We start from the raw sequence: 21,923 nt of genomic DNA, 5'->3' as shown, positions 1-21,923 counted from the left end.
GACCGAATCGGGGGACAGAAAATTCCATGGGAAGGAACGCTCATGAGCGCGGTGCGCGAGGGACTCCCCGAGGGCCGCTACGGCAGGTCGGCGGACGAGCGTGCGGACCGGAAGCTCAAGATCGTCGGCTCGGTGCTGGGCGTCGGGCTGCTGGCCGTGGTCGGCTGGATCGGCTGGGACTACGTCGGCGGGCAGAGCGTCAGCGCCGAGGTGATCAAGTTCCAGATCGTCTCGGACTCCGAGGTGAAGGTGCACCTGGAGGTCCGCAAGGAGTCCTCGGTCACCGGTGTGTGCACCCTGAGCTCGCAGGACAAGGAGCACGGCGAGGTGGGCCGCGCGGACTTCACCTTCCCCCAGCAGGGGAAGCGCGTGGACGAGGTCGTCACCCTGAAGACCACCGGCCGCGCGACGATGATCGAACTGGTCGGCTGCCAGGCGGCGGGCTGAGCGGACTCAGTGGGCTGAGCCTGCCAGGCGGTGGGCTGAGCGGACTCAGTGGGCTCGGTGGGCTCAGCGGGCTCGGCGCGCTGACGGACCGGGGCTGACTCGCCGGGCTGACTCGCCGGGCCGGCACTCCGCGCCGGGGAGCTTCGCGCCGGGACTGGAGCCGCGCCCGAGCGCAATGACACACTTCATACACATCGTGTCCTCCCCCTTTTCTTCCCGAATTGTTAGGCTCGTGGTTTCGTCCGCCGCTGGCGGCTTTGTAGTCCCCCTGTACCGACGAGGAGCACCCGTGACCCAGACGAGCGAGAGCGTCACCTGGCTGACCCAGGCGGCGTACGACCAGCTGACGGCAGAGCTGGACTACCTCTCTGGTCCCGCACGCACGGAGATCGCCACGAAGATCGCCGCCGCCCGCGAGGAGGGCGACCTGCGCGAGAACGGCGGTTACCACGCGGCCAAGGAGGAGCAGGGCAAGCAGGAGCTCCGGGTCCGTCAGCTGACGCAGCTCCTGGAGAACGCCAAGGTCGGCACCGCGCCCGCGTCCGACGGCGTGGTCGCCCCCGGCACCCTCGTCAAGATCGCCTTCGACGGCGACGAGGACGACACCATGGAGTTCCTGCTGGCCTCGCGCGAGTACGCGTCCGCGGACTTCGAGACCTACTCCCCGCAGTCCCCGCTGGGCAGCGGCGTAATGGGCAAGAAGATCGGCGAGGACGCCGAGTACGAGCTGCCCAACGGCAAGAAGGCCGCCGTCAAGATCCTCGACGTCAAGCCCTTCACCGGCTGATCATCCCCTCTGTTCGCGAACGCCCGGTCGGAGTAATCCGGCCGGGCGTTTTGCGGAGCCCACCCGCAGCCTCGGCCCCAGCCGGTCCTCAGCCTCAGCCCCACCCGGCCTCCGGCCTCAGCCCATCACCTTGTACCCCGCACTGTGCAGCGATCGCGCGACGTCGGCGCAGTGTTCGGGACCCTTCGTCTCCAGGTGCAGCTCCACCTCCACCTCGGTGAGCCCGAGCCGCGGGTCGGTCCGTACGTGGCTCACGTCCAACACGTTCGCATCCACCACTGACAACACCCCCAGGAGCCCGGCCAGGGCCCCCGGCCGGTCCGCCACGCGCAGCCGCAGCGACAGGTAGCGGCCCGCCGCCGCCATGCCGTGCCGCAGGATCCGCTGGAGCAGCAGCGGATCGATGTTCCCGCCGGACAGGACGGCCACCACCGGTCCCCCGCCGTACCGCTCGGGCTCGCTCAGCAGAGCCGCCACCGGGCTGCACCCGGCGGGCTCCACCACCAGCTTGGCCCGCTCCAGGCACAGCAGCAGGGCGCTCGACAGCGCATCCTCGGACACGGTCCGTACGTCGTCCAGCAGCTCCGCGATGATCTGGAACGGGATGTCGCCGGGCCGGCCGACCTTGATGCCGTCCGCCATCGTGTTCGGGTTCTCGATCGACACCGGGTGGCCGACCTTGAGCGAGGGCGGGTACGCGGCCGCGCCCGCCGCCTGGACACCGATGACCTTCACGTCCGGGCGCAGCGCCTTCACCGCGACCGCCACGCCCGCCGCGAGTCCCCCGCCGCCGATGCCCACGAGGATCGTGCGCACCTCGGGGCACTGCTCCAGGATCTCCAGGCCCACCGTGCCCTGGCCCGCGATGATGTCGCGGTGGTCGAAGGGGTGGATGAACACCGCCCCGGTGCGGTCCGCGTAGTCCTGGGCGGCCGCCAGGGTCTCGTCGACGACCTGGCCGTACATGCGCACCTCGGCTCCGTACTCCTGGGTCGCCGCCACCTTCGGCAGCGGCGCCCCGACCGGCATGAACACCGTCGAGTGGACCCCGAGCAGCGAGGAGGCCAGCGCCACGCCCTGCGCGTGGTTGCCGGCGCTGGCCGCCACGACACCGGCGGCCCGCTGCTCGGGGCGCAGGCCCGCGATGCGCACGTACGCTCCGCGCAGCTTGAAGGAACCCGTCCGCTGGAGGTTCTCGCACTTGAAGTGGACCGGCGATCCGGTGAGGGCGGAGAGATGCCGGCTGCCTTCCATCGGGGTCACCCGGGAGACTCCGGACAGCATCTTCTGGGCCCCCCGGACGTCGTCGAGGATGACCTGCGGGACGGGCGTGGGCACGCGGTAGTTCATGCCGCCAGTCTCGCAGCCGGTCCGCTGCGCTGCGCGGGACGGGAAGGCCGGCGGCGGGGCCCCCGCGCAAGGGGTGCCAGAGGGGCGAAATCAGGCCATCCGGGACGGGCCCGCGGACCCGCCGGGCACCGGCCGTATCAGTTCTCGTACGCGGCGTACGAGCCGCCGCACGGCCGCGTACTCTGTCCCCCATCCTTGTCGGACCCACGCGAAGAGAGCCCACGGCCATGCCCTCCACCCCGGCCAGTTCCGATGTGCCCGCGCCGGCCGCAGCGCCCGCAGAAGCCGGTCTCCTCGACGCACTCCAGCACCAGGTGGCGGTCTTCGCCCGCCGTGCCGAGCAGACCCGCCTGGGCGGCGTCGGCCAGGCCCGCAACTCGATGGACCGCGCCGCGTACCTTCTGCTGAACCGGCTCGACCTGGAAGGCCCGATGGGCGTCAAGGCGCTCGCGGGCGGGATGGGCATCGACTCGTCCACCGTGACCCGGCAGGTGGCGCCGCTGGTCGACAGCGGTCTGGTCAAGCGCACCTCGCACCCCGAGGACGGCCGGGCCGTGGTGCTCGCGCTGTCGCCGCGCGGGCTGGCGCGGCTGGAGGAGGTCCGCTCCTCGCGGCGCGAGCTGATGGCCCGGGTGACGGAGGGCTGGAGCGAGGCGGAGCGCGAGTCGTTCACCGGGCTCCTCACCCGTTTCAACGTGTCGCTGTCGGAGCTGATGTCGGCCGTGGCGGAGGCCGGGCCCGCCTCCTGAAACCGGGTATGACGCGGGTGCGTCCCGCCTCTTGACCCGGGTGGTCCCACCGGCCGCAGTATGTGGGCTGTGGACCACCGATCGGGGCCCTACGCGGAGTTCGAGGCCTTCGTCGCAGGCGCGGCGGGGCGGCTCCTGCATGTCGCGATCCTGCTGACCGCCGAGGCCGATGCCGCGTCGGGGGCCGAGTGCCCCGCGGCTCGCCGGCTGCTCGCGGGGGCGCTGGCCCGTACGTATGCGAACTGGCGGCGGCTGCGCGGTGACGACCCGTACGACCACACCCGTCAGGAGCTGTGCGGGGCGTACGCCCGCACCGGCTGGCGGCACCACGGGGGCCGCGGCACCGGCCCGCTGGCCCGGCTGAGCCCGCTGGAGCGGCTGGTCCTGGTCCTGCGGGTGTACGAGGGGGTCGCTGAGGAGGTCACCGCGGCGCAGCTGGGGCTGCCGGCCGAGCGGGTACGGGTGGTGTGCAACCGGGCCGTCGCCACGATGCGCGCTGCCGCCGGACCCGGCGCCGGGCGGGATGCGGCGGGCGCCGCGTGAGCGCCCCGGACCGCAAGGAGGACCAGGTCAGGCGGCTCCTGGAGGGCCCGCACCCGGTGGTCCCGGCCGGGCTGGCGGCCGGGGCGGCGGCACGCGGGGACCGGCTGATGCGCAGGCGCCGCGCGCTGCGCCGCTTCGGCTGGACGGTGCTCTTCGCAGCGGCCGTGGCCTTCACGGTATGGGCCTCACTGACCCACCCCTGGACCACCCCGCCGAGCACCATCTCCCCGCCGCTGGAGGGCTGGTAGGAGCGCCGGGCCCGTTCCCGCCCGCGCGGCAGGCGCGGGCGGGGACGGGTCGGGTCGGGTCGGCAGGGGCTGGTTAGCCCAGGGCCTGGGTCAGGTCTGCCAGGAGGTCGTCGGCGTTTTCGATGCCGACCGAGACGCGGACCAGGTCGCCCGGGACCTCCAGGGCCGAGCCGGCCGCCGAGGCGTGGGTCATGCGGCCCGGGTGCTCGATCAGGGACTCGACGCCGCCGAGGGACTCGCCCAGGGTGAACAGCTTGGCGCGGTTGCAGACCTCGACCGCCGCCTCCTCGCCGCCGGTGACCTGGAAGGAGATCATGCCGCCGAAGGAACGCATCTGCTTGGCGGCGATCTCGTGGCCCGGGTGGTCCGGCAGGCCCGGGTAGAGGACCTTGGAGACCTTCGCGTGGCGGGTCAGCATGTCGGCCACCTTCGTGGCGTTCTCCGAGTGCCGGTCCATGCGTACGGCCAGCGTCTTGATGCCGCGCAGCACGATCCAGGAGTCGAAGGGCCCGGCCACCGCGCCCATCGCGTTCTGGTGGTAGGCCAGTTCCTCGCCCAGCGCCGCGTCGGCGGTGATCAGCGCGCCGCCGACCACGTCGGAGTGGCCGCCCATGTACTTGGTCAGCGAGTGCACGACCACGTCCGCGCCGAGGGCGAGCGGCTGCTGGAGGTAGGGAGACGCGAAGGTGTTGTCCACGACCAGCTTGGCGCCGGCCGTCCGCGCGATCTCGGCGACGACGGCGATGTCGGTGATGCCGAGCAGCGGGTTGGAGGGGGTCTCGACCCAGATGACCTTGGTCTTCGGGGTCAGGGCGGCCCGCACGGACGCCGGGTCGGAGGTGTCGGCCACCGACCACTCAACGCCCCAGCGGGAGACGACCTTCGCGAAGAGGCGGAAGGTGCCGCCGTACGCGTCGTTCGGGATGACCACGTGGTCGCCCGGGGAGAGCAGCGTACGCAGCAGGCAGTCCTCGGCCGCGAGCCCGGACGCGAAGGCGAGCCCGCGCCGGCCGCCCTCCAGCGCCGCGAGGTTCGTCTCCAGCGCGGTGCGGGTCGGGTTGGCGCTGCGGCTGTACTCGTAGCCGCCGCGCAGTCCGCCGACGCCGTCCTGCTTGTACGTGGACACCTGGTAGATCGGGGGTACGACCGCGCCGGTCAGCGGGTCCGCCGTGTTGCCCGCGTGGATCGCGCGGGTCTCGAAGCTCTGGTGCTCGTGGCTGTCGTCGCTCATGGTCAAATGCTATGCCCCGCCCCCACCCTGCGGGCATTGGCCTTCGACCGGGTGCGTCTGGTTCGCTTGGATCCATGGAGATTCTGTGGTTCCTGATCGCGATGGCCATGCTCGCGGCCGTCTTCGGGCCGTACATAAGGCGCAGACGCGGCGGTATCCGCCTCGCCCTGCCCGGCAGCAGCGATGCGGCGGACCCGGAGAACTACGGATTCGCCCGGCAGGAGCACTTGGACATCCGGGTCCCCGGCCCCGACCAGGACCTGATGGACGCCCTCGACAACGTGCAGCGCACCGGCCAGTGGCAGGCCGCGTCCCAGCTGCTGGCCGGTACCCCGAAGGACGGCGAGCAGCGCTGGCAGCGCGTACAGGCCTTCGGCGGCGCGGCCGCGCTGGAGCTCGTGGAACAGCCCGGTGTCGGCGCACGGTGGCTGAAGGCGTGGCGGCTGGAGGCGGAGAAGGACCCGGGCGGCGCGCAGGTGCACGCGGAGCTGCTGGTGCAGCAGGCGTGGCGGCACTCGGGCGGGGTGGGTTCGGCGGACCACCGGATCATCCTGGAGGAGGCCCGCGAGGCCTGCCGCAAGGCCGCGCTGCTGTCGCCGGGCGACCCGGTCCCGTACATCACGGAGCTGGCGGTCGCGCGGGCGCTGGGCTACTCGGAGGCGGAGTTCGACGCGCTCTGGGCGAAGGTCATCGACCGGGCTCCCGAGCACATGGGGGCGCACCTGGCGGCCCTGCACTACTGGTGCGAGAAGTGGCACGGCTCGCGGGAGAAGGCCGACGCCTTCTCGCACGCGGCGGCGGCGCGCGCCCCTCAGGGTTCGCTGCTGGCGGCGCTGCCGCTGTTCGCGGTGTACGAGCACCTGCCCGAGGTGAATCTCGTCCAGGGCTTCTACCAGAGCGCGGTCGTGACCCGGGCGGTGGAGGGCGCGTTGTACGCGGCGCACACCGCGCGCCCCGACGATCCGATGCTGGCGCACGTACGGCACTTGCTGCTGATGTTCCTGGTGGGCATGGAGCGCTGGGCGGAGGCGATGGAGCAGGTACGGCACGTGGACGGGTACGTCGGCGCGCTGCCGTGGTCCTTCGCCGGGGACCCGGCGGGTCAGTACGCGCTGTACCGGGCCCTGGCGGTCGCGGGGTACGAGGCGAACGGCGGTTCCCCGGCGACGCTGCCGAACTGACCCCAGGCGCGCGGCCCCCGCCCCGATCGGCGAAAACCCCAGGTCATAGGGTGCGCGTACGTGGCTACGCGCGCATCCGTGCGCGTACGTGCGCGTAAAACACCGCGCCGCTTTCATCCCGTGGGGGGATCTGTCCAAAATGGGAGCAACACTGCGCGCCTTGCGCGCCCTCGTCCTGCTCGCCGGCTTCTACCTGCTCGGCGTCGTCCTGCTGGCGGTCCTCGCGGCCGCCGACTGGGCCTGCGTCACCTGGCTGCACGGCCCGGCGGCGTTCAAGGTCCTCATCGTCTCGGTGGTCCTCGCGATCCCGATCGTGCGCGGCATGTTCATGCTCCGCACGCCCCGGGGCGACCCGCGGCCCGGCGTCGCCGTCACCGACCGGCAGGAACCCGTCCTGTGGAACACCGTGCGCGAGATCGCCGAGCAGGTCGGCACCCGCGCCCCCGATGAGATCGTGCTGACCGAAGAGGTCAACGCGGCCGTCAGCGAGGACGCCCGGCTGCTGGGCCTGCGGCCCGGCACCCGCCGCCTCTACCTCGGGCTGCCCCTGATGACGGGCCTGGACGAGATGCGGCTGCGCGCCGTACTCGCCCACGAGATGGGCCACTACGCCAACCTCGACACCCGCCTCACCCCGCTGATCGCACGCGGCCGCGCCCAGCTGATCCGCACCGTCACGCACTTCCAGGAACGCTCCGACAAGAAGATCGCCAAGGAGCGCGCCAAGCAGGAGAAGAAGGCCGCGAAGCGGATCGCCGCGGGCAAGACGGCCAAGGAGATCGACACCGACGGCGAGGGCGCGATGTACCGCGCCATGGCCGCGATCTACCTGGCCTACGGCAACTTCTACATGCGCGCCACCCTCTCGGCCTCCCGCCGCCAGGAGCTCGCCGCCGACCTGGCCGCGGTCCGGATCGCCGGCCGCGACGCCGCCGCGGGCGCCCTGCGCGAGCTGAACGCCCTCGACCCGGCGTTCGACTTCTACATGCACGGCTACGCCACCCTCGGCGTCGGAAGCGGCCTGATGCCGCCCCGCGGCCAGGTCTTCGGCGGGTTCCGGACCATGCTCGCCGCCCGCTCGGCCGACCTGGACGAGCTGCGCACCGAGCTGTCCACCGAGCCCGCCTCCCCGTACGACTCCCACCCCGCGCTCGCCGAACGCGTTGCCCGCATCGAGGCCCTGCCGGACGACGGCCGGGGCGGCCAGGCCGCCGCCGCCCGCCCCTCGCTGGAGCTGCTGGCCGACGCGGACGTCTCGATGGCCGCGCTGGAGCCGGCCGTGCTGGCCCCGCAGGCGCTCGCGCTGACGCGGGTGGAGTGGGCCGAGCTGGTCCACCGGAGCATGCTCGGGTACGCCGGCCAGGGCGCGGAGCGGATCCGCGAGGCGGCCGCCGCCGAGGGCGCCGCGCCCGGCCTGGCCGGCCTGCTGGACGCGATCGACGCCGACCCGGCCGTCCGCTGGCGGCTCACCGAGCACTTCCCGAAGTCCGAGCAGGCGGCCGCGGCCACCGGGCGGGCGGCCCGCGAGTTCGCCCGTTCGGCGCTCCGGCGCGCCCTGAGCCAACTGGCCACCGACCGGCTGGCGGACAGCGGCACCGCCCGCTGGCAGCTGTCCTGGTCCGAACCGGCCACCCTGCGCTACCCGGCCGGCGACTTCGCCGACCGGCTGGACGAGGCCCTGGACGCGGCCGTCGCGGACCAGCCCGACACCGAACCCCTGCGGAAGCTGGTGCTTGCCCCGTGATCCCCCTGATCGCCTTGGCCATCCTCGGCGTGCTGCTGCTCGCCGGCGCCGTGTACGTGCTGCGCGGCGTCCACCACATCCGCAAGGCGAAGCGGCTGACCGCCGAGGTGGCGGTCCTGGAGGCGCAGACCGAGGCCTCCACCGCCCGCACCGCCGCCATCGAGGCCGACGAGGAGACGCGGCAGGCGGCGGAGGTCGTCGCGCTGGGCTTCGTACCGGAAGCGGACCTCGACACCGTGCACCCGGCGCCCGTACCGGCCGAGCGGACGGCCGTCCTCGCGGCGCTGGCGGACGGCGACTGGGAGGTCGGCGCCGCCTACGTGAAGGCGGCCGGGCGGGACTGGGAGGAGCGCTGGCAGCGGGTGCGCGTGCTGGCCGACGCGGCCGTCGAGGACGACGCGTGGCTGCTGGCCTGGCGCTCGGCCAAGCCGTCGCACGTGACGGGGGCGCTGGTCCACGCCGAGACCGCGGTACGGGTGGCGTGGAAGGTACGCGGCGGCCAGTCGGGCAGCCGCACCACGCAGGAGCAGTTCCGCGTCTTCGGCGAACTGCTGCGCACCGCGCAGAAGTCCGCGCACGAGGCGCAGCGGCTGGCGGACCCGGCGGACCCGGTTCCGTACATGGTGGAGCAGCACATCGGGCACGGCCTGGGCTACTCGCACGAGCGGTACGAGACGCTGTGGGCGCAGATCGTGGCGCGCGACCCGAAGGTGCTGTCGGCGCACACGAACGCGCTGCAGTACTGGTGCCAGAAGTGGCGGGGCTCGCACGAGCTGGCGCTGGCCTTCGCCCGGCAGTCGGCGGCCGCCGGCGAGCCGGGGGAGCTGCTGTCGCTGCTGCCGCTGCTCGCGTACTTCGAGGAGGACACGCACGAGCCGGAGCTGGCGGCGGAGGTCTTCTACAAGGACCCGGAGATCGTCGCCGCGGTCGACGCGGCCGTGCAGGACCTGGCGGCGGCCGACGCGGACGACCCGCGGGCGGTCCGGATGCGGCACATGCTGGCGTACCTGCTGTTCTGGCAGGACCGGGACGCCGCGGCGGCGGAGCAGTTCCGCCACATCGACGGGTACATCGGCGCGCTGCCGTGGACGTACGCGGGCTCGCCGAAGTCGCGGTACGTGTACGCGCGTGACTGGGCGGTCCGCGTCAGCACGCCGGGCATGTGACCGGGAATCCGCGGCCCCGTCCTGCCGTTAACGGAAGACCACTAGGAGGGAATCCATGTTCTCGTACCGCCGCACGCCCGAGCTCCCCACCCGCGAGGAGGCCCTGACGGGCCGCGCGACCCCCCTGTTCAGCCTCCCGGCGCAGCACACGGTCCTGGGCAGCCCCTTGGCGGGCCCGTACCCCTCCCACCTTGAGGTGGCGGACTTCGGCCTGGGCTGTTTCTGGGGCGCCGAGCGCAAGTTCTGGCAGACCCCCGGCGTCTGGACCACCCTGGCCGGCTACCAGGGCGGCCACACCGAGAACCCGACGTACGAGGAGGTGTGCTCGGGCCTGACCGGCCACACGGAGGTCGTCCGCGTGGTGTTCGACCCGAAGCTGGTCTCCTACGCGACGCTCCTGAAGCTCTTCTGGGAGTCCCACGACCCCACCCAGGGCTTCCGCCAGGGCAACGACGTCGGCACCCAGTACCGCTCGGCGGTCTACACCCACTCCCCCGCCCACCAGGCCGAGGCCGAGGCCTCTCGCGATGCCTACCGGCGCGTCCTCGCGGCTTCGGGATACGGCGACATCACCACGGCCGTGCTCCCCGCCTCGGAGCGCCCCTTCTGGCCCGCGGAGCCGCACCACCAGCAGTACCTGGACAAGAACCCCGCAGGCTACTGCGGCATCGGCGGCACGGGCGTCTCCTGCCCCATTGGCATCACCGAGGCACCCGGAGAGTGACCGCCCCGCTCGCCGACCCCGCACATGAGCGGCTGACCCGGCTCTGGCAGGACTGGACACCTGCCGGGCCGCTTCTCCCGCATGAGCTGAAGACGGCATACACCGACCGGTGGGTGCGCTTCCACAGCCTGCCGGAGTCGAAGCGCTACGCGGAGGACGAAGGGGAGTACGCGATCCTCCTCGACCGGTACAACACGGTCCTCGACGAGCTCTTCGCGGGCGGCGAGGTGTACGTGGTGACCACCGACTGGGCCGATCCGTCCAAGCCGACGCAGTGGTCGGAGCACCGCCGTGCCCTCCACCCGGAGGGCACGCTGTGGACCACCCTGGACGACACCGACGACCCGGATCCGGAGTTCCACACCCGCTGGTACTTCTACGCCGACCGCCGCCGCTGGCAGCGCGACTGCCTCGACCCGCTGCTCCGCGCGGCCGCCGACGACGCACTGCCCGGCGTATTCGTCACGGACACCGACCTCACCCGGATCCACCACCCATACGACGGCGGCGCGGACGTCATCCTCGCCACCCCCGAGGAACGGGACCGGATGCGCGACCGGCACACCGCCTGGCTGTCCTCCCACCCCTCGGGGTACTGATCAGGACGGGTCGTAGCCGTAGACCCGCATCGCGTCCAGGTGGAGCTCGTACGGGCCAAAGCAGTCCGCGACGAGCGTGGCCACCCGGGCGCCACAGGGGCAGGCACGGTTGAGTCCGCTGTCGCCGGACGGACCGCAGCATCCAGCGCTGTTCTCCCAGTCCGGCAGCGGCTGGAGGTCAGGCGCGTCTTCAGGGTGTACCACGACGTTGTTGCGCGGCCCGGCCGAGACCATTGCCACCCCTTCATCACTCCGCCACGGCCCACGCGGCTGCGCAGGCCCGCCGTCTTCCTGGTCTGGATGCGGCATGTATGGAGCACCCCATGGTTCGGTCTCGATCGCGTAGTGCCCCTGCGCCAGCGTGGCCGGCGCCAGCCGACTCTCCTTGTCCCGTTCTTCGTCGTCAGGCACTGAGGGAACGGCAGGCAGCGGCGTCAGGTTTGGCGTAAGACTGCCGCCGCACTTGGCACACAGGAAGACGGTCATGCTGCCGTTGTAGCCGCCGCGTACGTCCCAACGCATCCTCGATTCCAACCGAGAAGGCTGCTTTCCTGTTCTGGAAAGGATCAGCACTTGACCCCGCCGTGACCGGCTCGGGAGCATCGAACGCGACAGGCGTACGCCGACATGTGGGGGCAAGAATGCTGCGGAAGCTGTCCGGTGACCCGGAGTGCAGGAACGGAACGTGCCCGACGCTGTGGGGCACCGAGGACGCCAAGGACTACGTGGTCCAGGGCTACGTCATCACCGACCCCGAGCGGCTGGCGCAACTCGACCTGCCAGAGGGCGAGACCGCCGTCGTAATCCCGGCCGCGGTGCTGGAGGAGTACTTCCGTGCTCAGCGGTGAGGAGTTCGGTCGACTCTTCGAGACCTTCGAGCGGACCGCCTTCCGACTGGAGACACTCGCCGTCTACGACGTGGAGGAGGAGCGCGAGGACTTCGAACGCTTCTTGGCGGGCGGGGACATGGGCCCAGCCTGGGACGACAATCCTTGGGTCCGGTCGATGACCGACAAGGGCAAGAACGTCTCGCGCGTCCACGTACTCCGGTCTCCACTGACCGACTATCTGCGGTACGAGCTGGCCTCCTACCCAGGCAACATCACGGCCGGCGAGACCATCGGCATCATCGACCAGGCTGAGCAGGACGTGATCGGCCTGCCTGATCACGACTTCTGGTTGTTCGACGACCAGGACGTGTACCGGATGCACTACACACCCGAAGGCGCGTTCATCGGCGCCGAACTGCTCCCTGCCCACAGCCTTGCCGAGTATCAGAATCACCGGGACCGCGCCCTGGCCGAAGCGGTGCCGTTCGCGGACTACTGGGAGCGGCACCACTGACCGCCGACTCGATGGGGAAAGCCCTGCGGGCCCTGCGCGACGCATCCGGACTCACGGGTGACTCGGTGGCCCGCAGGGCTTCCGTGATGGCTCAGACGTCTCCTGCCCGTTCGGCATCGCACTGGTGGAGAAGCAACGGTCAGCGTCCCGGATCGCCGTCCTCCAGGTAGCCGGGCCGTCGTCCCGCCAGGACGTGAAGGGCCTGGGCTGCTCGGCGACGGATGCGGGGCGGGAGATGGAGAAGGGCGTCTTCCTGAGCGAAGAACGCGCATTCCGATAGTTCGTGATCCCTGGGGTGAAGGTCCGCGCTCTGACGCCGGTCGAGCGTGCCGCCGTCGAAGATGAAGGCGAGCTGGTCGTCCCAGGGGCCGTGCGGCGGAACCCAGTCCACACAGAGCAGTCGGCCCAGCCGAACGGCAAGACCGAGCTCCTCATGCAGCTCTCGCCGGGCCGCGTCCTGCGGGGACTCGTTGGCCTCCGCCATACCGCCTGGGAGGTCCCACGCTTCCTTGTAGGTCGGCTTGACCAGGAGGACGCGCCCGGCCTCGTCCAGGAAGAGCACGTCCGCTGACACGCGCTTGCGGGCCTGCTTCGCGTTGCCCTCGGCAAGGTAGGCATCCCATTCCGCCGTGCCGGGCTCGGGCCGCGTGGTCATGTGACAGCACCTCCGGTGTGAGGCGCGCTGATCCCGGCAAGGAGAAGCGCGCGCTGCTGGTTCACCGCCTCAAGGCAGTCTAGGAACTCGGCCACGACGCGTTCAGCGCGGTATGGCTCCAGAACCCGGGCCAGTTCGCCGAGTTGCTGGGTGATCCGTACTGAACCAAGGGTGCCGCAGGCTCCGAGAAGCTCTCGCCCCACGGCACACGCCGCCTCCAGCTCTCCTTGCCGCGTGCGGATGGTGGCCAACGTGATCTGTCCGAACACCCGGCTCCGGGCGCGGTCGCCCGTACGCAGAGCCACGGCCTCTTCCGCGGGTTCGATAGCTGCGGGCAGCATGCCGAGGTCGTTCATGGAGAACGCCGTTTCGCTGGCCAGCGCGGCGGCGTCGAACGGGCTGAGCCAGTACGAAGGTGGCGCTCCGGGCGTCCGGGCGAGTTCCTTGCGCGCCTGGTCCAGGGCCTTCTGGGTGGCGGCGGCCTCTCCGAGCTGAGCGAGTGCTCGCGCCTCCATGGCGTGCAGCCGAGCCGAAAGCGCGGGTACCCGCGGGCCTCTGACCATGCGCTCCCGGCCAGCCCGCGCCAGTGTGGCGGCTTCATCGGGGCGACCTGTCTGAAGGGCGAGGTGGCTCATGCTCGCCATGATGTTGGCGCCGAGGGCCGAGTCCTCGCCCGCTGCCGCCAGCGGAAGCGCACTCTTGAAGTGATCACGTGCCCGGCCGTTACGGCCGTAGTCGTGAGCCATCCATCCGGCCATCTCGGTCAGCGAGGCTGCTGCCCGGAACGTCTGCGGCGCGTCACCGCCTGCCGTACTCCCGAAGATCCTGGGAGCCATGGCGCTGTTCAGGTAGTGGAGGACCGACGCGTAGAGATGGCCGCCACCCAGCTTCATGTCCGCCGCTCGGAACGAGTCGATGGCCGCCATGTCAGGCGACTTCGGGGTCTTCGCCAACGGCGACACGGCCGCCACACCGGTCTCCGGACGGCTCTCCATGTGGGCGCGTCCTCGCTCCCAGGGGCGGGGCGCCAGGCGCATCAGCTCGCCGGGGACGCGTAAGCCGTCGGCGATCTGCTCCATCTTCTCCATGCTGGTGATGCGGCCCTCGCCACGCGCAAGCCTGCCGACCCGCTCCGGTTTGATGTCGCAGGCGTCGGCGATCCGCATGAAGCTGATGCCTGCCCACTGGCGGGTGAGCGCGAAGAACCTGCCGAAGTCGTGCCGCGCAAGGGCGTCGCGGATGTCGTCACGCGACAGCAGGTGTCCCGGTACCGCGTTGGGTGCCATAGGTTCGGTCATCGTGCGCCCCCGATGTGCTGTGCCCCGGTCGCCCTGCCGGCGAGTGTACCCACGGCGGGTATCCCCGCCGGGGGGAATCACCACCGGGGGGAATCACCACCGGAGACCGCCCGCCGACCATGGTTCGCATGAACGTAGACGTGGATGCGAACAGCCGGGAGATCGTGAGGCGTTGGACCCGCCATCCTCGCTCCGTCGGACGGGCGCGTCACGACCTGGGCAAGGTCCTCGCCGGGTGGGGGCTGTCCGAGATCGAGGATGACGCGCTGGTCGTTCTGTCGGAGCTGCTGACGAACGCCGTCCAGCACGCCCGGGTCCCCAAGGGGCGGGAGATCGAGACGCGGTACCTGCGTCACGGCGACGGCGTACGGCTGGAAGTGCACGACGCGGCCTCACTGCGGCCCGAGGTCGGCGCACTGGGGCCCGCCCCGTCGGGTGGTCGCGGACTGATGCTCGTCACGGCGCTCGCGGACCGGTGGGCCGTCGGCGATCAAAGCGGGCCCGGCAAGGTCGTGTGGGCGGTCCTCACCCCCGGTGGATGCGGTGAGCACGATGACGCGTGACGACGGGCGCCTGATGGCGGCGGTGCGGGTGCAGAGCGGAGACCGGGTGCGGGTCTGGGGGACGTGGCTGGACGTACGGGCGGTGCGCCTCGACCGCTTCGCCACTGGCGGCACAGCTGTGGTGTTGTTCTTCCGGTCAGGTCCGCCGATGCGGTTGCACGCGGCCGATGTGCTGGCGGTCGAGCGGAGGGGCGGGCCGGCCATGAGCCCACGGCTGATTCGTACAGCGGACTGGCTGCTGGCTGCTGACCGGTCGGGCAGTGGGCCGGTCTTCGAAGCCGAGTGCACGACCTGCGGCGACACCTCAGGCGCGTTCGACGACGACCAGGACGCGACCGAGATCTGGTGCCTGCGGCACGCAGGGCTCACCCGCCACACCGGGTTCCGGGGCATCACGACCTCGTTCCTCCGGGCAACCTCGGGGCAATGAATCAGGGCGGGTCGTAGGCGTAGACCCGCTGCGCGTCCAGGTGGAGCTCGTACGGGGTTCGCTGGCGGCGGGCCCAGAATCTCGCCCATGGGGGCAACTGTGACCACGTCCGCCGCCGGACAGCCGCTCATCCCGCAGCCGCCGTCCAACGTGACCGCGCTGCGGCAGGCCGTCGCGCAGGTCTCCCCGGCGGCGCTGCCTGCTTTCACCCGCGAGCTGGACCTGGCAGCGGACCAGTCCCGGCAGGGCTCCGACCTGGCCCCCTTGCAGCGGTTCATCGCCCAGTGGGCGGTGTGCGTCCACATCCAGCGCCAGCCGCAGCTCGCCGAGGAGCTGCGGCGCTGGGAGGACATGGCAGCCACCGGCGACGCCGCGCAGGCCCGGCGGTCCGCCGCCGAGATCGGCAGAATCCTCGACGGTGCTACTACCTCGCTGCGCCCCGGGCCCGGCTGATCGTCGTGGTGCGGATCGTTCCGCCGTTCGACGCCCGGTAGCCGTCGGCGCATGCTCGGGGGTGGGGGTCGAGCTGGAGGTGCGTGATGACACTGTCGGAGATCACGGAGAGTGTGCACGTGGATGCCTCTCCGGACGAGGTGTGGGCGGTAGTGACGGACATACGGCGGCACACGGAGTTCGCCGGGCCCGAGAGCATCACCAAGGAGATCGAGTTCGACGGGCCGCTGGAGGTCGGGGCCCGCTGGATGGCGCACGAGAAGTTCGGGCCGTCGAAGTTCGACGCCCCGTCGGAGGTGACGGCGGTCGACCGCGGGCACGACTTCGGGTGGGTCTCGTTCCCTCCGATGAAGGAGGAGAAGCGCGGCGCGGGTGGCCGCGCGTACTGGGACTACCACCTGGAGCCTGAGAACGGCGGCACCCGGCTGTCCCACCACCTGCGGGTGGAGGAACCGGCCCGGGGCGCGCTGTCGATGAGGGCGGTGTACAAGGTACTCAACCTCCCCAAGAAGCAGCGCGCCGCCATCCTCACGACGCTGGGGAACGTCAAGGAGGCCGCGGAGCATCAGCACCCCGCGCGGTAAGCACCCGGCGTCAGACCACCGTCACGTACGCGCCCAGGTCGCCGTAGCCGAGGTCGTCGGCCAGGATCACCACCGGATTGGGGGACCGGCCGTGCCGGCGAGGAAGTTACGGCGGCTGGGCATGGGGAACTCCTGTGCTGGGGATGGGCGTTGGAGAGATCGGCCGGAGGGACCGGCTGGAGAGATCATCCGCAGGGCGCGCCGCCAGAGCCATGCACGCGGTATGAAGAACGTGTGACACCGCCGCCCGCGTCGGAGCGCCCGTCAGATGGTCGACGCGTCGATCACGAAGCGGTAGCGGACGTCGCTCGCCAGCACCCGCTCGTACGCCTCGTTGATCTGGTCGGCGGAGATCAGCTCGATCTCCGAGCCCAGCCCGTGCGCGGCGCAGAAGTCCAGCATCTCCTGGGTCTCGGCGATGCCGCCGATCATCGACCCGGTGAGGGTCTTGCGGCCGAGGATCACCGAGAAGAGGTTCAGCGAGACCGGCTCCTCGGGGGCTCCGACGTTCACCAGCGCGCCGTCGACCTTCAGCAGCGCGAGGTACGCGTCCAGGCCGAGCGGCGCGGACACGGTGGACAGGACCAGGTCGAAGCTGCCGGCCAGCTTCTCGAAGGTGGTCTCGTCGCTGGTGGCGTAGTAGTGGGACGCGCCCAGCCGCAGGCCGTCTTCCTTCTTGCGCAGGCTCTGCGACAGGACGGTGACCTCTGCGCCCAGCGCGTGCGCGATCTTCACACCCACGTGGCCGAGGCCGCCGAGGCCGACGATCGCGACCTTCTTGCCCGGGCCCGCCTGCCAGTGCTTCAGCGGCGAGTAGAGGGTGATCCCGGCGCACAGCAGCGGTGCGGCGACGTCGAGGGCGAGGCCGTCGGGAATGCGGACGGTGTAGTTCTCGTCGACGACCACGTGGGTGGAGTAGCCGCCGTACGTGGGGTCGCCGTTCTTGTCGAGCCCGTTGTACGTGCCGGTCATCCCCTTGACGCAGAACTGCTCCTGGCCGCGCAGGCAGTACTCGCACTCGCGGCAGGAGTCGACCATGCAGCCGACGCCCACCCGGTCACCGACCGCGAACCTGGTGACCCCGGGCCCGGCTTCGGTGACGACACCGGCGATCTCGTGGCCCGGGACCATGGGGAAGATGCCCTCGCCCCAGCCGTCGCGGACCTGGTGGATGTCGGAGTGGCAGATGCCGGCGTACTTGATCTCGATGAGGACGTCGTGCTCGCCGACCGGGCGGCGCGGCACGGTGGTGCGCTCCAGCGGCGCCTTGGCGGCGGGGGCTGCGTAGGCGGCGACCTGGGTGACGGACATGGGGATTCTCCTCAAGCGGTGACGTTCAAGCAGTGCTGTTCAAGTTCAAGCAGTGCGGTTGAAGCAGTGCTGTTGAAGCAGTGCGATTCCTGCGGTGGGCACAACGATGCAGGTCCGCGCCTTGCCTACCCAGCCCCCTGTCCCGCCTAGGTCTGCCAGACCTACCCTTGGCAGGGTCAGGCACAGCCCCCCGGCCGCGGCGGCCGTCCGGCGATACTGGCGGCATGGACCTGCGTGATCAGCGAGCCGAACTGGGCGAGTTCCTCCGCTCCCGCCGCGCACGGCTGCGCCCCGAGGACGTCGGCCTGCCGGACTACGGGCGCCACCGCCGCGTGCCCGGGCTGCGCCGCGAGGAGTTGGCACTGCTGGCCGGCGTCTCGGTCGCGTATTACACGCGGCTGGAGCAGGGTAGCGGGCACAACGTGTCGGCCGAGGTGCTGGACGCGATCGCCCGGGCCCTGCGGCTGGACGGCACGGAGACGGCGCACCTGACCCACCTGGCGGCCCCCAGGACCCGCAGGCAACGGCGCCAGCCCCACCGGCCGCAGCAGGTCCGGCCGGAGCTGCTGACGCTGATGGACGCCATGGACGGCGTACCGGCGTACCTCGTGGGGCGGCGGCAGGACGTCATCGGCTGGAACCGGCTGGCGGCCGCGGTGTTCGGCGACTTCGGGGCCCTGAGCGCCCAGGAGCGGAACCTGGTGCGGCTGGTGTTCCTGGATCCGGCGACGGCCGAGCTGTACGCGGACTGGGAGTGCCGGGCGTGCGAGGTGGTGAGCAACCTGCGCATGTACGCGGGCCAGTACCCGGACGACGAGCAGCTGTCGGCGCTGGTCGGCGAGCTGTCGGTGAAGAACGAGGAGTTCCGGCGGCTGTGGGCGGCACATACGGTCGCGGACAACAAGACGCGCGGCGTGAAGCGGTTGCGGCATCCGCTGGTCGGTGAGCTGCTCCTGGCCTTCGAGACGCTGGCCCTCCCGGACGACCCGGCGCAGTTCCTGGTCACCTTCCACGCGACGCCCGGCTCCCCCTCGGCGGACGCGCTGCGCATGCTGTCGTCGTGGTCGGCCCCATCAGCTCCGTCGGCCCTATCAGCCCCGTCGGCCCCGTCGCCTGCCCGCACGCAGGGGCCGTCCGGACCTCATGGGGTCCCGGCGTCCGGCCAGTGAAGGCCCGGCCCCCCGGAACCCCCCGCCGTCAGTCCTTCAGCCGGAGCTGGAACACGGCCGCGCCGCGCTCACGGCGGTAGCCCAGGGCATCGTTCACCGCCCGCATCGGGGTGTTCTCGTCCGCCACCGTCGTGCCGATCTGCCGCAGTGCGGGATGGCGCCGTGCCGCGTCCGCCAGCATGCCCAGCTTCACCGCGCGGCCCAGGCCGTGGCCCCGGTGCGCGGGGACGACCACCGTGTCGTACTGGAGGGCCCGCGGGCCGGCCGGGTCGGGCAGGACGAGCACCGTGTACGCGGCCACCTCCCCGGCCGGGGTGACCGCCGCGACCATGGTCAGCTCCCCGCCCCGGTCCAGGACGAGCTGCTGCGCCGTGTGCACCCGCTCCGCCGTCCAGGCCGTGAACTGCTCGTCGCTGTCCCCGGCCGGCGCGTCCTCCATCGCCGCGTGGGCCACGGCGGCCGCGTCCGCCCATTCGTCCGGGACCAGGCCGTGCCAGACCTTCAGTTCGTACCCGGGCGTGGCGGGGATCTCCGCCGGCTCCCGCTCCGCCACGTCCTGCACCCACCAGGTCACCGGCAGGACGTTCTCGAACCCGAGCGACTCCGCGAACGCCTGCCCCGGACCCCCGAGGTCGATGAGCGTGCTGACCGAAGTCCGCCCCTGCGCGAGCAGCTCTTCGCGGACCCGCTCCCACAGCGCCGCGCCCACACCCCGCCGCCGCGCCTGCGGCCGTACCGCCAGGACGTCCAGGAACGCGGTGTGCGTGTTGCCCTCCTCCGTGAACAGGATCAGGCCCGCCACACCGGTGCCGTCCGCGGCCGCCCAGTGCACGGTGCGGCCGCGCGTCGGCGGCACCTGGAGCCGTCCGGCGACTTCCGCCCGGGAAGGCTCCGGCAGTTGCGGCAGGTCGGCGGTCCGGACGTCGGCCAGGACCGCCCGCCAGGCGTCCACCTCGGTGTCGGACGGGGGCACGGAGAGAGCGGAGATCATCATGGCCGGACCCTAACCGCGCTCCGGCCCGGACGCCCGGGAGTTTTCCGCCGTGCGGAACGACGGACGGCGGGCAGCCCTCCCAGGGCTCCCCGCCGTCCGTCGGCGTGTTCTTCAGGTTCGCGTCACACGAGGCGTCAGGCGGCCGCGCCGGCCTTCCAGTCCGCCCAGCTCAGGTTCCAGCCGTTGAGGCCGTTGTCCGGCTTGATGGTCTTGTCCGGGGAGTTGACCACGGTGACCACATCGCCGATCAGCGAGTTGTCGAAGAACCAGGCAGCCGGCTGGTTCGGGTCGTTCGCACCCTGGGTGTCGTTCAGGCCGACACAGCCGTGGCTGGTGTTGGCGCTGCCGAAGACCGAGTCCGGGCCCCAGTAGTTGCCGTGGATGAAGGTGCCGGAGTTGGACAGCCGCATCGCGTGCGGGACGTCCTTGATGTCGTACTCGCCCTTGCCGTCGTCGTCCGTGAAGCCGACGGTGGCGCCGTTCATCCGGGTCTCCTTGAACTTCTCGGAGATCACCATCTGGCCGTTGTACGTCGGGTTCTCGGGGGAACCGGCCGAGATCGGGATGGTCTTGAAGACCGCGCCGTCCCGGGTGACGACCATCTTCTTCGACTTGGCGTCAACCGTGGAGACCTGGCTGCGGCCGATCTTGAAGGTGGCGGTCCGGTTCTGCACACCCTGGACGCCGGGCGCGCCCTGGACGCCCTCCAGCGCCAGCTTCAGCGTGACGGTGGAGTTCGCCTTCCAGTACTCCTCCGGGCGGAAGTCCAGCCGCTGCTCGCCGAACCAGTGGCCGACGATCTCCTGGCCGCTGGTGGAGGTGACGTTGATGGCCGCCTGGACGGCCTTCTTGTCCTTGATCGGCTTGTTGAAGGTGATCGAGACCGGCATGCCCACGCCGACGGTCTGGCCGTCCTCCGGGATGAACGAGCCGACGAAGCTGTTCTCCGGGGAGACGGTGGTGAAGGAGGCGTTCTCGTGCGCCTCGCGGCCGGCCTCGTCCTTCGCGGTCGCCGAGAGGGCGTACTTCGTGGAGCGCTTCAGCGCGGCGTCGGGCTTCCAGCTCTTGCCGTCGGCGGCGATCTTGCCGGTCACGGCCGCGCCCGCGGAGGTCTTCAGCTCGACCTGGGTGAGCGTGCCGTCGCTGACCGCCACGGTGGCCGAGTCGTTCAGGCCGACGTTGGTGGCGCCGTCCTTGGGCGTGATCGTTATTCGGGCCTTGGAAGCGTCCTTGGCCGCCGCCGCGTCGACGTCCGCCTGGGACTTGGCGGTCGCGTCGCCGCCGCCCTTCGGCTTGTCGTCGCCCCCACACGCCGAGAGCACCAGTACGCCACCGAGCACGGCGGATATGGCCACCAGGGACCTTCTCCGCCGCTTGCTGTCCGTCCTCACACGCCACTCCATCGTTGCCGGAACCCGAGCTCCCCCGGCTGCCCGCCGGGAGGTACCCCCACCGGGCAGCGGAGAATGCCCCCCTGCCCGGTCTGACAACGCGTTAACGTGCTGGGCCGGTTCCACATTCCGATTGAATGTGGGCCACCCCACTGTCAGGCGTTGTCCCTCTCTTCTTCGAAGTCCCCATCTTCCTCGTCGATGTCCCACTCCATGGACTCGGGGTCGTATTCCACGGGCTCGCTGCTCCAGGAGGCCTGCGCCAGCTCGACCCCGGGGATGTCGATGACCAGGTCAGTGGGGTCGACCAGGTACGCGAGGGCCTCCGACTCGTCCTCCTGGACGGCGGACTCGGCGTGGCCGCGCTCCTCGTCCGGCATGAATTCGTCGGCCTCGATGTGCGCGAGCGCGGCTCCGGTCAGGGCCTCGGGGTCCGGCACCTCCAGCACCAAATCCACTCGAAGGCGTACGTATCGTGATGACTCAGAAGGGTTCATACGACGGAGCGTAATCCCGCGGAAGCCCCGGCTTTCCCACGACCCGCCCCTTTCCGTAGCATCGCCCCACACGGCCAATTCGCTGCTGCACCAAGGGGGATCGCACCGTGTCCGCACGCCGATCGCTGCTCACCGCTCTCGGAGCGACCACCCTCCTCGCCGCCCTGTGGTTCGTCCCCTCGGCGAACGCCACCGCTCCTGAGCACCCCGCGCACTCCGCCGCCGGGCCCGCCGCCGCGAACGCCGCCGCGCCCGCCGCCTCGAACGCGCAGGCCGCGGCGGTCACGCCGGAGGAAGAGGGCGCCCTCTCACTGGCCGACACCGGCGGCGTCGACACCACCCCGTACCTCCTGGGCGGCACGCTCTGCCTGACCCTGGGGGCGGGGTTCGTGACCTTCTCGGTACGCCGCTCCCGCGCCGCGTAGACGACGGCACGGGTCCTCGTACGCGATCCGCATACGAATC

The 21,923-nt window shown here is 71.3% G+C and carries 27 protein-coding genes; 18 read left to right on the top strand and 9 right to left on the bottom strand.

Annotation, left to right across the window (positions count from 1 at the left end; translation table 11 throughout):
* Positions 1-42: 42 nt before the first annotated feature.
* Complete coding sequence (locus J7I97_RS24875) at positions 43-447, top strand: DUF4307 domain-containing protein (protein ID WP_214938594.1); 405 nt, start codon at positions 43-45, stop codon at positions 445-447.
* Positions 448-736: 289 nt separating this feature from the next.
* Positions 737-1,234, top strand: a complete 498-nt coding sequence (gene greA / locus J7I97_RS24870; protein WP_214938592.1) for a transcription elongation factor GreA — start codon at positions 737-739, stop codon at positions 1,232-1,234.
* Between the two features lie 117 nt (positions 1,235-1,351).
* On the opposite strand, the gene ilvA is transcribed toward greA, so the two are convergent.
* Entirely contained in the window at positions 1,352-2,584 is a 1,233-nt protein-coding gene (ilvA, locus tag J7I97_RS24865) for a threonine ammonia-lyase (RefSeq protein WP_214938590.1), read from the bottom strand.
* Between the two features lie 227 nt (positions 2,585-2,811).
* On the opposite strand from ilvA, the gene J7I97_RS24860 reads away from it, so the two are divergent.
* Genes J7I97_RS24860 through J7I97_RS24850 form a run of 3 tightly spaced genes read left to right on the top strand, consistent with a single transcriptional unit; the run spans position 2,812 to position 4,124 of the window.
* Positions 2,812-3,333, top strand: coding sequence for a MarR family winged helix-turn-helix transcriptional regulator (locus J7I97_RS24860; RefSeq protein WP_214938587.1), 522 nt, complete (start codon positions 2,812-2,814; stop codon positions 3,331-3,333).
* A gap of 60 nt (positions 3,334-3,393) precedes the next feature.
* Positions 3,394-3,876 (top strand): sigma factor-like helix-turn-helix DNA-binding protein, encoded by a 483-nt coding sequence (locus J7I97_RS24855; protein WP_214938585.1) that lies wholly within the window; start codon positions 3,394-3,396, stop codon positions 3,874-3,876.
* Entirely contained in the window at positions 3,873-4,124 is a 252-nt protein-coding gene (locus J7I97_RS24850) for a hypothetical protein (protein WP_214938583.1), read from the top strand. The genes J7I97_RS24855 and J7I97_RS24850 overlap by 4 nt, the downstream gene beginning before the upstream one ends.
* 73 nt (positions 4,125-4,197) lie before the next feature.
* Here the strand turns inward: J7I97_RS24850 and J7I97_RS24845 are convergent, their stop codons facing one another.
* Positions 4,198-5,355, bottom strand: a complete 1,158-nt coding sequence (locus J7I97_RS24845; protein ID WP_214938581.1) for a cystathionine gamma-synthase — start codon at positions 5,353-5,355, stop codon at positions 4,198-4,200.
* Between the two features lie 74 nt (positions 5,356-5,429).
* Here J7I97_RS24845 and J7I97_RS24840 point away from each other — a divergent pair, with 74 nt between their 5' ends.
* From J7I97_RS24840 to J7I97_RS24820, 5 genes are all read left to right on the top strand, one after another.
* Positions 5,430-6,536, top strand: coding sequence for a hypothetical protein (locus J7I97_RS24840; protein WP_214938579.1), 1,107 nt, complete (start codon positions 5,430-5,432; stop codon positions 6,534-6,536).
* A gap of 139 nt (positions 6,537-6,675) precedes the next feature.
* A complete protein-coding gene (locus tag J7I97_RS24835) occupies positions 6,676-8,280 on the top strand; it encodes a M48 family metallopeptidase (RefSeq protein ID WP_214938577.1) in 1,605 nt (534 codons plus the stop codon).
* Positions 8,277-9,446, top strand: coding sequence for a hypothetical protein (locus J7I97_RS24830; protein WP_214938575.1), 1,170 nt, complete (start codon positions 8,277-8,279; stop codon positions 9,444-9,446). The genes J7I97_RS24835 and J7I97_RS24830 overlap by 4 nt, the downstream gene beginning before the upstream one ends.
* 55 nt (positions 9,447-9,501) lie before the next feature.
* Complete coding sequence (gene msrA, locus J7I97_RS24825) at positions 9,502-10,170, top strand: peptide-methionine (S)-S-oxide reductase MsrA (RefSeq protein ID WP_214938573.1); 669 nt, start codon at positions 9,502-9,504, stop codon at positions 10,168-10,170.
* Complete coding sequence (locus J7I97_RS24820; protein ID WP_308365535.1) at positions 10,167-10,769, top strand: hypothetical protein; 603 nt, start codon at positions 10,167-10,169, stop codon at positions 10,767-10,769. The genes msrA and J7I97_RS24820 overlap by 4 nt, the downstream gene beginning before the upstream one ends.
* Here J7I97_RS24820 and J7I97_RS24815 read toward each other — a convergent pair whose 3' ends face one another.
* Complete coding sequence (locus J7I97_RS24815; RefSeq protein WP_214938571.1) at positions 10,770-11,255, bottom strand: hypothetical protein; 486 nt, start codon at positions 11,253-11,255, stop codon at positions 10,770-10,772.
* 155 nt (positions 11,256-11,410) lie between these two features.
* Here J7I97_RS24815 and J7I97_RS24810 point away from each other — a divergent pair, with 155 nt between their 5' ends.
* Both J7I97_RS24810 and J7I97_RS24805 read left to right on the top strand, forming a co-directional pair.
* Positions 11,411-11,617, top strand: a complete 207-nt coding sequence (locus tag J7I97_RS24810; protein WP_214938570.1) for a hypothetical protein — start codon at positions 11,411-11,413, stop codon at positions 11,615-11,617.
* Complete coding sequence (locus J7I97_RS24805) at positions 11,604-12,113, top strand: DUF6879 family protein (RefSeq protein WP_214938569.1); 510 nt, start codon at positions 11,604-11,606, stop codon at positions 12,111-12,113. The genes J7I97_RS24810 and J7I97_RS24805 overlap by 14 nt, the downstream gene beginning before the upstream one ends.
* 139 nt (positions 12,114-12,252) lie before the next feature.
* Here the strand turns inward: J7I97_RS24805 and J7I97_RS24800 are convergent, their stop codons facing one another.
* Positions 12,253-12,768: an NUDIX hydrolase gene (locus tag J7I97_RS24800; protein ID WP_214938568.1), complete on the bottom strand. Its 516-nt coding sequence runs from the start codon at positions 12,766-12,768 to the stop codon at positions 12,253-12,255.
* A complete protein-coding gene (locus J7I97_RS24795; RefSeq protein WP_214938567.1) occupies positions 12,765-14,054 on the bottom strand; it encodes a helix-turn-helix domain-containing protein in 1,290 nt (429 codons plus the stop codon). The genes J7I97_RS24800 and J7I97_RS24795 overlap by 4 nt, the downstream gene beginning before the upstream one ends.
* Before the next feature lie 140 nt (positions 14,055-14,194).
* On the opposite strand from J7I97_RS24795, the gene J7I97_RS24790 reads away from it, so the two are divergent.
* The 4 genes from J7I97_RS24790 (at position 14,195) to J7I97_RS24775 (ending at position 16,096) form a co-directional block, all read left to right on the top strand.
* The gene (locus J7I97_RS24790) at positions 14,195-14,629 is read left to right on the top strand and encodes an ATP-binding protein (protein WP_214938566.1); all 435 of its coding nucleotides are present in this window, start codon (positions 14,195-14,197) and stop codon (positions 14,627-14,629) included.
* Positions 14,610-15,059 (top strand): hypothetical protein, encoded by a 450-nt coding sequence (locus J7I97_RS38865; protein WP_251059135.1) that lies wholly within the window; start codon positions 14,610-14,612, stop codon positions 15,057-15,059. Before J7I97_RS24790 ends, J7I97_RS38865 begins: the two co-directional genes overlap by 20 nt.
* 99 nt (positions 15,060-15,158) lie before the next feature.
* Positions 15,159-15,512, top strand: coding sequence for a DUF6247 family protein (locus J7I97_RS24780; protein ID WP_214938610.1), 354 nt, complete (start codon positions 15,159-15,161; stop codon positions 15,510-15,512).
* A gap of 86 nt (positions 15,513-15,598) precedes the next feature.
* A complete protein-coding gene (locus tag J7I97_RS24775) occupies positions 15,599-16,096 on the top strand; it encodes an SRPBCC family protein (protein ID WP_214938564.1) in 498 nt (165 codons plus the stop codon).
* 264 nt (positions 16,097-16,360) lie between these two features.
* Here J7I97_RS24775 and J7I97_RS24770 read toward each other — a convergent pair whose 3' ends face one another.
* Entirely contained in the window at positions 16,361-17,407 is a 1,047-nt protein-coding gene (locus J7I97_RS24770) for an NAD(P)-dependent alcohol dehydrogenase (protein WP_214938562.1), read from the bottom strand.
* A 224-nt stretch (positions 17,408-17,631) separates the two neighbouring features.
* Between J7I97_RS24770 and J7I97_RS24765 the strand changes: the two genes are divergently transcribed.
* The gene (locus J7I97_RS24765) at positions 17,632-18,576 is read left to right on the top strand and encodes a helix-turn-helix transcriptional regulator (RefSeq protein WP_214938560.1); all 945 of its coding nucleotides are present in this window, start codon (positions 17,632-17,634) and stop codon (positions 18,574-18,576) included.
* 28 nt (positions 18,577-18,604) lie between these two features.
* Here the strand turns inward: J7I97_RS24765 and J7I97_RS24760 are convergent, their stop codons facing one another.
* From J7I97_RS24760 to J7I97_RS24750, 3 genes are all read right to left on the bottom strand, one after another.
* Positions 18,605-19,570: a GNAT family N-acetyltransferase gene (locus tag J7I97_RS24760; RefSeq protein WP_214938558.1), complete on the bottom strand. Its 966-nt coding sequence runs from the start codon at positions 19,568-19,570 to the stop codon at positions 18,605-18,607.
* 134 nt (positions 19,571-19,704) lie between these two features.
* The gene (locus J7I97_RS24755; RefSeq protein WP_214938556.1) at positions 19,705-20,973 is read right to left on the bottom strand and encodes an Ig-like domain-containing protein; all 1,269 of its coding nucleotides are present in this window, start codon (positions 20,971-20,973) and stop codon (positions 19,705-19,707) included.
* A gap of 143 nt (positions 20,974-21,116) precedes the next feature.
* The gene (locus tag J7I97_RS24750) at positions 21,117-21,410 is read right to left on the bottom strand and encodes a hypothetical protein (RefSeq protein ID WP_308364828.1); all 294 of its coding nucleotides are present in this window, start codon (positions 21,408-21,410) and stop codon (positions 21,117-21,119) included.
* A 155-nt stretch (positions 21,411-21,565) separates the two neighbouring features.
* On the opposite strand from J7I97_RS24750, the gene J7I97_RS24745 reads away from it, so the two are divergent.
* The gene (locus tag J7I97_RS24745) at positions 21,566-21,883 is read left to right on the top strand and encodes a hypothetical protein (protein ID WP_214938551.1); all 318 of its coding nucleotides are present in this window, start codon (positions 21,566-21,568) and stop codon (positions 21,881-21,883) included.
* Positions 21,884-21,923 lie beyond the last annotated feature (40 nt).

Source organism: Streptomyces sp. ISL-87 (assembly GCF_018614095.1).
Lineage (GTDB): Bacteria > Actinomycetota > Actinomycetes > Streptomycetales > Streptomycetaceae > Streptomyces.
Note: the sequence above shows the minus strand (reverse complement) of the source record. Positions and strands in the feature narration are given on the sequence as shown.

Excerpts from the sequence above, each read along its gene's own strand:
- J7I97_RS24875 (WP_214938594.1), top strand. The coding sequence starts at position 43 with ATGAGCGCGGTGCGCGAGGGACTCCCCGAGGGCCGCTACGGCAGGTCG.
- ilvA (WP_214938590.1), bottom strand. The coding sequence starts at position 2,584 with ATGAACTACCGCGTGCCCACGCCCGTCCCGCAGGTCATCCTCGACGAC.
- J7I97_RS24860 (WP_214938587.1), top strand. The coding sequence starts at position 2,812 with ATGCCCTCCACCCCGGCCAGTTCCGATGTGCCCGCGCCGGCCGCAGCG.
- J7I97_RS24855 (WP_214938585.1), top strand. The coding sequence starts at position 3,394 with ATGTGGGCTGTGGACCACCGATCGGGGCCCTACGCGGAGTTCGAGGCC.
- J7I97_RS24845 (WP_214938581.1), bottom strand. The coding sequence starts at position 5,355 with ATGAGCGACGACAGCCACGAGCACCAGAGCTTCGAGACCCGCGCGATC.
- J7I97_RS24840 (WP_214938579.1), top strand. The coding sequence starts at position 5,430 with ATGGAGATTCTGTGGTTCCTGATCGCGATGGCCATGCTCGCGGCCGTC.
- J7I97_RS24835 (WP_214938577.1), top strand. The coding sequence starts at position 6,676 with ATGGGAGCAACACTGCGCGCCTTGCGCGCCCTCGTCCTGCTCGCCGGC.
- msrA (WP_214938573.1), top strand. The coding sequence starts at position 9,502 with ATGTTCTCGTACCGCCGCACGCCCGAGCTCCCCACCCGCGAGGAGGCC.
- J7I97_RS24815 (WP_214938571.1), bottom strand. The coding sequence starts at position 11,255 with ATGACCGTCTTCCTGTGTGCCAAGTGCGGCGGCAGTCTTACGCCAAAC.
- J7I97_RS24810 (WP_214938570.1), top strand. The coding sequence starts at position 11,411 with ATGCTGCGGAAGCTGTCCGGTGACCCGGAGTGCAGGAACGGAACGTGC.
- J7I97_RS24800 (WP_214938568.1), bottom strand. The coding sequence starts at position 12,768 with ATGACCACGCGGCCCGAGCCCGGCACGGCGGAATGGGATGCCTACCTT.
- J7I97_RS24795 (WP_214938567.1), bottom strand. The coding sequence starts at position 14,054 with ATGGCACCCAACGCGGTACCGGGACACCTGCTGTCGCGTGACGACATC.
- J7I97_RS24790 (WP_214938566.1), top strand. The coding sequence starts at position 14,195 with ATGAACGTAGACGTGGATGCGAACAGCCGGGAGATCGTGAGGCGTTGG.
- J7I97_RS24775 (WP_214938564.1), top strand. The coding sequence starts at position 15,599 with ATGACACTGTCGGAGATCACGGAGAGTGTGCACGTGGATGCCTCTCCG.
- J7I97_RS24770 (WP_214938562.1), bottom strand. The coding sequence starts at position 17,407 with ATGTCCGTCACCCAGGTCGCCGCCTACGCAGCCCCCGCCGCCAAGGCG.
- J7I97_RS24765 (WP_214938560.1), top strand. The coding sequence starts at position 17,632 with ATGGACCTGCGTGATCAGCGAGCCGAACTGGGCGAGTTCCTCCGCTCC.
- J7I97_RS24760 (WP_214938558.1), bottom strand. The coding sequence starts at position 19,570 with ATGATGATCTCCGCTCTCTCCGTGCCCCCGTCCGACACCGAGGTGGAC.
- J7I97_RS24755 (WP_214938556.1), bottom strand. The coding sequence starts at position 20,973 with ATGGAGTGGCGTGTGAGGACGGACAGCAAGCGGCGGAGAAGGTCCCTG.